The 7,758-nt window shown below is 71.4% G+C and carries 5 protein-coding genes; 3 read left to right on the top strand and 2 right to left on the bottom strand.

Annotated elements, in window-relative coordinates; all coding sequences use genetic code 11:
- Positions 1–139: 139 nt before the first annotated feature.
- A complete protein-coding gene (gene aceB / locus VGC13_RS20715; RefSeq protein ID WP_331127191.1) occupies positions 140–1,771 on the bottom strand; it encodes a malate synthase A in 1,632 nt (543 codons plus the stop codon).
- 950 nt (positions 1,772–2,721) lie between these two features.
- Between aceB and VGC13_RS20710 the strand changes: the two genes are divergently transcribed.
- The 3 genes from VGC13_RS20710 to VGC13_RS20700 are packed head-to-tail and all read left to right on the top strand — an operon-like array spanning position 2,722 to position 6,693.
- Positions 2,722–3,021, top strand: a complete 300-nt coding sequence (locus VGC13_RS20710) for a circadian clock KaiB family protein (RefSeq protein WP_331127190.1) — start codon at positions 2,722–2,724, stop codon at positions 3,019–3,021.
- On the top strand, positions 3,018–4,553 hold the full coding sequence (gene kaiC, locus VGC13_RS20705; protein ID WP_331127189.1) for a circadian clock protein KaiC: 1,536 nt from the start codon (positions 3,018–3,020) through the stop codon (positions 4,551–4,553). The genes VGC13_RS20710 and kaiC overlap by 4 nt, the downstream gene beginning before the upstream one ends.
- Positions 4,554–4,557: 4 nt before the next feature.
- Positions 4,558–6,693 carry a GAF domain-containing sensor histidine kinase gene (locus tag VGC13_RS20700; RefSeq protein WP_331127188.1) on the top strand — a complete coding sequence of 712 codons (2,136 nt, stop codon included), beginning with the start codon at positions 4,558–4,560 and terminating at the stop codon, positions 6,691–6,693.
- 336 nt (positions 6,694–7,029) lie between these two features.
- Here VGC13_RS20700 and VGC13_RS20695 read toward each other — a convergent pair whose 3' ends face one another.
- Positions 7,030–7,656 carry a hypothetical protein gene (locus tag VGC13_RS20695; protein ID WP_331127187.1) on the bottom strand — a complete coding sequence of 209 codons (627 nt, stop codon included), beginning with the start codon at positions 7,654–7,656 and terminating at the stop codon, positions 7,030–7,032.
- Positions 7,657–7,758: the final 102 nt, after the last annotated feature.

Below are 7,758 nucleotides of genomic sequence, written 5' to 3'. Positions count from 1 at the left end.
ACTACCTCACGCGCCTTGGCCGCCGCGTCATCGCCGCTGCCTGCCGACTGCGGGAGGGCTCCATCATCCCCGCGCTCGCTGGCCTGTCGGCGTAATCACGACCAGCTTGCGCAGGATTTCATCGGTCAGGGACTATTCCCTATCCCGAGCAGCGCCCCCCGTCCAGCAGCGCGTACGCGGGCAGCGTAAGGAACGGAATGAACTCGTCGCTCAGCACCAGCTCGTCTAGCAGCTCGCGGGCGACCTCCAGGCAGCGCGGGTCCTCCCGCTCGGCCCGCAGCGCCTCCATCTCCGCGTCGCGGATGCGGGTGTAGTCGTCGGGGGTAAAGAAGCCGTCGCCGTCCCCGTCGTCCTGGATGGGACTGCGGTGGCGAATCCACTGCCACAGCTGCGCGCGGCTGATCTCGGCCGTGGCGGCGTCTTCCATCAGGTTGTGCAGGGCGGCGGCGCCGTTGCCCTTGAGCCAGCTCTCGATGTACTGCAGCGCCACGTTCACGTTGAGCCGCGCGCCGCCCTCGGTGATCTGCCCGCCGATGATCCCCGTTTCCAGCAGCGCGTGCGGCCTGGGGTCGACGTCGTCGCGCTTCACGTCCTTCTGGTTGGGCCTTTCGTTCAGAATCTTGTCGAATTCCGCCCGGGCCACCGCCACCAGGTCCGGATGCGCCACCCAGGTGCCGTCGAAGCCCTGCCCCACCTCGCGCGCCTTGTCCTCGCGCACCCTGGCCAGCGCCTTTTCGTTGACCTCGGCGTCGCGGCGGCTGGGGATGAACGCCGCCATGCCGCCCATGGCGTGCGCGCCGCGGCGGTGGCAGGTCTTTACCAGCAGCTCGGCGTAGCACTTCATGAACGGCACGGCCATCGTCACCTGCACCCGGTCCGGCAGCACGAAGTCGCCGCGGTTCCGGAATTTCTTGATGATGCTGAAGATGTAGTCCCAGCGGCCGGCGTTGAGCCCCGCCGCGTGGTCGCGCAGCTCGTACAGGATCTCGTCCATCTCGAACGCGGCCAGGATGGTCTCGATGAGCACCGTGGCGCGGATGGTCCCCACGGGAACCCCCAGCGCCTCCTGCGCCGCGACGAACACCTCGTTCCACAGCCGCGCCTCCAGGTGGCTTTCCAGCTTGGGCAGGTAGAAGTACGGCCCGGTGCCGCGCGCCAGCGCCTCCTTCGCGTTGTGAAAGAAGTACATCCCGAAGTCGAAGATCGACGCGCTGACCGGCTCGCCGTCCACCAGCACGTGGCGCTCCGGCAGGTGCCACCCGCGGGGGCGGACGATGAGCACGGCCGTCTTCTCGTTCAGCCGGTACTGCTTCTCGCCCGAATCCAGCGACAGCGTGCGGCGCACGGCGTCCATCAGGTTGGCCTGCCCGTCCAGCACGTTGCGCCAGGTGGGCGACAGCGCGTCCTCGAAGTCGGCCATGAAGCAGCTTGCCCCCGAGTTGAGGGCGTTGATCACCATCTTGGCGTCGGTGGGGCCGGTGATCTCCACGCGCCGGTCCTGCAGGTCGGGCGGGGTGGGCGCCACCGTCCAGTCGCCCTCGCGGATGTGCGCCGTCTCTTCCAGGAAGGTCGGCTCGCCGTCGGCGTCCAGCACCGCCTGGCGCTCGTCGCGGGCGCGCAGCAGCTCCATGCGGCGGGCGTTGAAGCGGCGGTGCAGCGCCGCCACGAACTCCAGCGCCTCGGGGGTCAGCACCCGCGCCCCTGCGTCACTGCCTTCGCCCAGCACCTGAACGCCCGTTTCCTCCGGCGCCTTTTCCAGTACTGCCGACATGCGGGTGTCCTTTCCCTCTTCAGGGGTTCACGTGCTCTCCAGCCCCGTCGCCGCCGTCCACGATGGATGGCCGGCGGCCGCATTCGCGTGCGGTGCGAATGCGGGTCGCAGGGTTGTTTAGCAACACTGGTTCCATGAGCACGGTTCACACAGGACAGGATGCCGATGACCGCGCTTCCTGTACGGGAATGGCGTGCTTCCGGTGTGGCGGGAAGGCCTGCCCAAGCGGGTGGGGATGAGGAGGGAAGGTGTTGGAACGGAACAGCTTGGGGGATTGATGGCAGGGGATGGGACTGGAGCCATGCGGAGGGCTCCGCGCGGGGCGCCCCCTCCGCTCGCTCAGGCTCGCACCTCCCCCAAAACTGCTGGGGGAGGTTGGGTGGCCGAGGCGATCAAGCGCTACGAACGGGATCGAACTGGCGCCCGAAAGGGCCCCCTCTCCCCCGCTGCGCGGGAAAAAGGGGAGAATTCGATCCCGCTTCGGACACATCGAACTGCGCCCGCCGGAGTGCCCCTCCCCCGACCCCTCCCCGTTCGTTCCTCACGGAGAGGGGAGAATTTCGACCGCGCTTCGGCAGGCTCTCAGGCCGCCACCCCAGTCGAAGCGTCCCGCGAGTTGTTGCGACGTTTATACCCTCTCCCGCTTGCGGGAGAGGGTGCGAGCCCAAGCGAGCGGGTGAGGGCCCCCGTCGGACGCAGTTCGATCCTGTCCGAAATCACCCCGCCCTCTGCCCCACCCCAACCTCCCCCAGCAGTTTTGGGGGAGGTGGGCGAGTAATGCGAGCCCGGAGGGGGCGCCCGCGCCGCATCATCCGAAGCGCCCACTCCCGCACTCCCGCACTCACGCACTCACGCACTCACGCACTCCCCCGACGAAACATCTGGACGCCCGGGCCCCGCGGCAGATACTTTGCGTAACGCCGCAATCTCGCCTTTCCGCACCTCCGTCCATGACCGTACGACTGGTTCTATACGTTGCGGGCGACACGCCCCGCAGCCGGTCCGCCCGGGCCACCGTGGCCTGGCTGGCGGACGGGGGGGTGGAGGAGCGCGTGGAGGCGTCCGTCGTGGACGTGGCCGAAGACCCCGGGCGCGCCGACGCCGACCGCGTGCTCCTGACGCCCACCCTGCTGCTCCAGGGCCCCGGCCCCTCGCGCCGCGTGGTGGGCGACCTGGGCGACCGCGCGCGCGTGTCCGAAGCGCTGGGCCTTTCGCCCGTCAGCCCCACCCCCACCGAGCCGGCACGATGACCGAAGCCGCGGGCGCCCAGGGCGCCCTCCAGGATTTTCCCAAGCTCCCCACGGGGATCGAGGGGTTCGACGTCATCGCCGAGGGCGGGCTGCCGTCGGGACGCACCACGCTGGTGGGCGGCACGGCCGGCAGCGGCAAGACCATCTTCGCCGCGCAGTTCCTGGCCGAGGGGATCCGCACCGGCGAGAACGGCGTGTTCATCACCTTCGAGGAAAGCCCCGCCGAGCTTTCGCGCAACCTGATGAGCCTGGGGTGGAACGTCCCGTCGTGGGAGGCGTCGGGCGCGTGGACGTACGTGGACGGCTCGCCCGACGAGGAAGCGGCGGACGTGGTGGGCGAGTTCGACCTGGGGGCGCTGCTGGCCCGCATTACCCGCGCGGTCAAGCACAGCGGCGCCACCCGCGTCTCCATCGACTCGGTGAACGCGCTGTTCTCGCGCATGCCGCACCCCGAAAAGCTGCGCGGCGAGCTGTACCGCATCTCGCGCGCGCTGCGCGAGCTGGGGGCCACCACGCTGGTGACGGCCGAGCGGCTGGACGACTACGGCGAGGTGAGCCGGTACGGCATCGAGGAGTTCGTGGCCGACAACGTCATCCTCCTGCGCAACACCCTGCAGGACGAGCGGCGCCGGCGCACGGTCGAGATCCTGAAGTTCCGCGGCACGCCGCACCAGCGGGGCGAGTATCCCTTCACCATCGCCCCCGAACGGGGCGTGGTGGTGCTGCCGCTGTCGGCCATGAAGCTGACGCAGCGCTCGTCCACCACCCGCGTCACCTCGGGCATCCCCGAGCTGGACCGCATGCTGGGCGGCGGCTACTTCCGCGACAGCATCATCCTGCTTTCCGGCGCCACGGGGACGGGAAAAACGCTCACGGTCACGCACTTCGTGGCCGGCGGGGTGGCGGCGGGGGACCGCTGCATCCTGTTCGCCTTCGAGGAAAGCCGCGAGCAGCTGGTGCGCAACGCCCGCAGCTGGGGGCACGACTTCGAGGCCATGGAGCGCGGCGGGCTGCTGCGCATCATCCCCGTGTACCCCCACGCCATGCCGCTGGAAGACCACCTGCTGCGGATGCGCTGGGCCATCGAGGAGTTCAAGCCCCAGCGGGTGGCGGTGGACAGCCTTTCGGCGCTGGAGCGGGTGACGGCGCTGCGCAGCTTCCGCGAGTTCATGCTGGGCCTTACCTCGCTGCTCAAGCACGGCGAGATCGCGGGGATGATGACGTCCACGGCGCCCAGCATCCTGGGGGGGCACTCCATCACCGAAAAGCACATCAGCACGCTTACCGACACCATCATCCTGCTGCGCTACGTGGAGATGAAGGGCGTGCTGCGGCGGGGAATGCTGGTGCTCAAGATGCGCGGCTCCGAGCACGACCCCACCATCCGCGAGTACACCATCGACGCAGGCGGCATGCACCTGGGCGGTCCGTTCCGCGGCGTCGGCGGCATCCTGTCGGGCAACATCACCCACGGCCGCGCCGAGGACGAGGAAGAGGACGCGGGCGAGGGTTCGGAGCCGGCAACCGAGTGACGAGATGAGCGACGCCGCACACGCCGCCGACCTGCGCACGCTGGTCGAGTTCAACGCCGACGGTCTGCTGATCGTCGACGGGGAGGGCCGCGTGCGCTTTGGCAACCCGGCGGCGGCGCGGCTGTTCGGCCGGCCGATGGACGAGCTGGTGGGCGCCGACCTGGGGCTGCCGCTGGTGGACGGCGACGCGGCCGAGATCGACGTGGTGCCCCGCGGCGGCGCGCCGGCCACGGTGGAGCTGCGCGCCCGCCCGGTCCGGTGGGACGGCACCGGCGCGTACGTGGTGACCCTGCGCGACGTGACCGAGCGGCGGCGCACCGAGGAGCTGGAGCGCGGCCGCATTCGCGCCGACGCCGCGCGCGAAGAGGCCGAGCGCGCCACCCGCCGCGCCGAGTTCCTGGCGCTGGCCAGCGGCGTGCTGAACGCCACGCTGGACGTGCAGACGGTGCTGGACCAGCTGGCGGGGCTGGCCGTGCCCACGCTGGCGGAGTACGCGCTGGTGCACTGGCGGGGCGAGCAGGGCGAGGCGGCGCAGACGGCCGCGCAGCACGGGACCGACGCGGGCCAGCGGATGCTGGACGCCCTCCCCCCGCTGGACGGCGCGGGCGACAGCGCCGTGGCGCGCGTGCTGCGCTCCGGGCGGGCGGAGTGGCACCCGGGCGGCGCCCTGCCGCCGGACGCGGACCCCGACCCCACCGGCGGCGCCCTGTACGCCCTGCTCCCCGAGGCGTGGCTGGTGGTGCCGCTCAGCGTGCGCGGCCGGGTGCTGGGCACGCTCACCCTGTGCCGCGGCGGCCACGGCGCCGCGTACGACGACGACGCCGTGGGGCTGGCCGAGGAGCTGGCGCGGCGCGGGGCGCTGGCGGCCGAGAACGCGCGCCTGTTCCGCGCCGCGCAGGCCGCCAGCCGCGCCAAGAGCCAGTTCCTGGCCACGGTGAGCCACGAGATCCGCACCCCCATCAACGCCGTGATGGGCTACGCCGAGCTGCTGGAGATGGGGCTGGGGGGCCCGCTGACCGAAAAGCAGGCCGAGTACGTGGGGCGCGTGCAGGGAAGCAGCCGCCACCTGCTCTCGCTGGTGAACGACGTGCTGGACCTGAGCAAGATCGAGGCGGGCGAGATGGCCGTGCGCCACGAGGCGCTTCCCCTGCGCGGCACGGCGGACCGCGCCATGGAGCAGGTGGAGCCGCAGGCGCGGGCCAAGGGGATCGACCTGTCGCTGGCGTGGAGCTGCCCCGAAGACGACGTCTACGTGGGCGACGAGGACCGGGTGAGCCAGGTGCTGGTGAACCTGCTCTCCAACGCCGTCAAGTTCACGGAGCCGGGCGGATCGGTGACCGTCACCTGCAGCGCCGGCGCCGGCGGCCCGCCCACGCTCCCCGACGGCGGCGAGGGGGTGTGGGTGGCGGTGGAGGTGGCGGACACGGGAATCGGCATCGCCCCCGACAAGCTGGAGGCGGTGTTCGACCCCTTCATGCAGGTGGACGGCACCCACACGCGCCGCGAGGGCGGCACGGGCCTCGGCCTCGCCATCAGCCGCCGCCTGGCGCGGCTGATGGGGGGCGAGCTGACGGTGGAGAGCACGCCGGGCCAGGGCTCGCGCTTCACCCTCTGGCTGCCGACGACGGGCGCCACGCACGACGGCGCCGCGGCGCCGCGGGAGGCCTCGGCCTGGCCCGCCGAGCCCGGCGCCATCCCCGGCCTGGGCGAGCTGGGCCGGCGCCTGGCGGACCGCGCCGACGACGTGGTGCGGCGGTTCGCCGAGCGGCTGCGAGCGGAGCTGGACGTGCCGGGGATCGAGCGGCTGAGCCGCACGCAGCTGGAGGACCACCTGGCCACGTACCTGATGGACCTGGCGCAGATGCTGGTGACGCTGGACGAGGAGGGCGGCGACCCTTCGCTGCTGCGCGACGGCGAGCACATCCAGCGGCTGCTGAGCTGGAAGCACGCCGACCAGCGCCTGCGCCTGGGCTGGAGCGCCGCCCAGATGCGCCGCGAACACGCGCTGCTGGTGGACGAGGTGGAGCAGGCCCTGCGCGACGCGCTGGCCGGCGACGGCGAGCAGGCGCGCGAGGTGTTGCGCCGGTTGCTCGCCGACGGCGAGACGGTGTCGCTCAGCCGGTTTGCCCGCCGGGAGTGAGGTGAGCGGGTGAAGGGGTGACGTGCTCCGGCCGCAATGGCGAATGAATTCGCTGCAACAGAGACACGAAATCCGCCTTCGCGGATTGGCGGGTCAGGGGAGTGGAGGCTGGGGGAAAGCGCGTGGCGAGCTTTCCTTCCCGCACGCCGGGGCGGCGTGGCCTCCCCGAGCAAGTGAAGCCCCGTTCGGCGAGCGCAAGCGAGCCGAGACGGGGCTTCTGGCATTTCCAGCCGCGGGCTTTCGCCCGTGGCGGACGCGCGGCACGGAATCCGGAGGGGCGGCCCCCGTTCACCCGTTCACCCGTTCACCCGTTCACCCGTTCACCCACTCACCCACTCACGGCACCGGCGCCGCCGCGGCCGGAACCGCATGCGGGCACTCGATGATCTGGATCCGCGTGGGCTGAAGCGAGCTGGACGTGACGATCGACGTCACCGCGCCCTGCACCGCGCCGCCCAGCACGGGAACCACTCCGCGGGTCATGACCTTGGCCTCATCGTACGTGTCCAGGCGGTTCATGTAGAGAACGGCGCCCGCGGGAAGCGCGCCCAGCACCCCACCCATCACGGAGCGGCCCAGGTTCCCGTGCCCCTCGCCGGCCGCCTGGACGTGCGAGCCCGCGATCGCCCCCAGCGTGGAGCCGGAGAGGATCACGAACGGGTTCCCCTTGGGTCCTACGATGCGGTCCCCGACGAACCAGCCCGCAATGGAGCCCACCGCCGCCAGCGGCCACTGCCTGCGAAAGCTGCGCGGCGAGGGCGGCGGCGGAATCCTGCGAACCTGCCGGACGCACGGCACGCTGGCCTGCGCCACCGTATCCGTGCGGAAGGGCCCCGCCGGCTCGGCGACAGCGGCGGGCCGGGGCGTCGGTGCCGGTGCGGGCGCAGGATCCTGGGCACGCACAGTCTGCACACCGGAGAGGACGAGAAGGGATACGAGCGCGGCGGCGGGAATCTTCTTCATGTGAGGTCGGTTTCCATGCAATCCAGGGGAGGCGAGGAACCGGGTGCCCTCGCGAACGCACAAGTATCGGCATCTCGCGCGAATTCTACAATACGGCTCAAT

Origin of the sequence: Longimicrobium sp. (assembly GCF_036399255.1) — a bacterium.
Classification (GTDB): Bacteria; Gemmatimonadota; Gemmatimonadetes; order Longimicrobiales; family Longimicrobiaceae; genus Longimicrobium.
The sequence above is the reverse complement of the archived record's forward strand: the minus strand, read 5'-3'. Positions and strand labels throughout refer to the sequence as shown.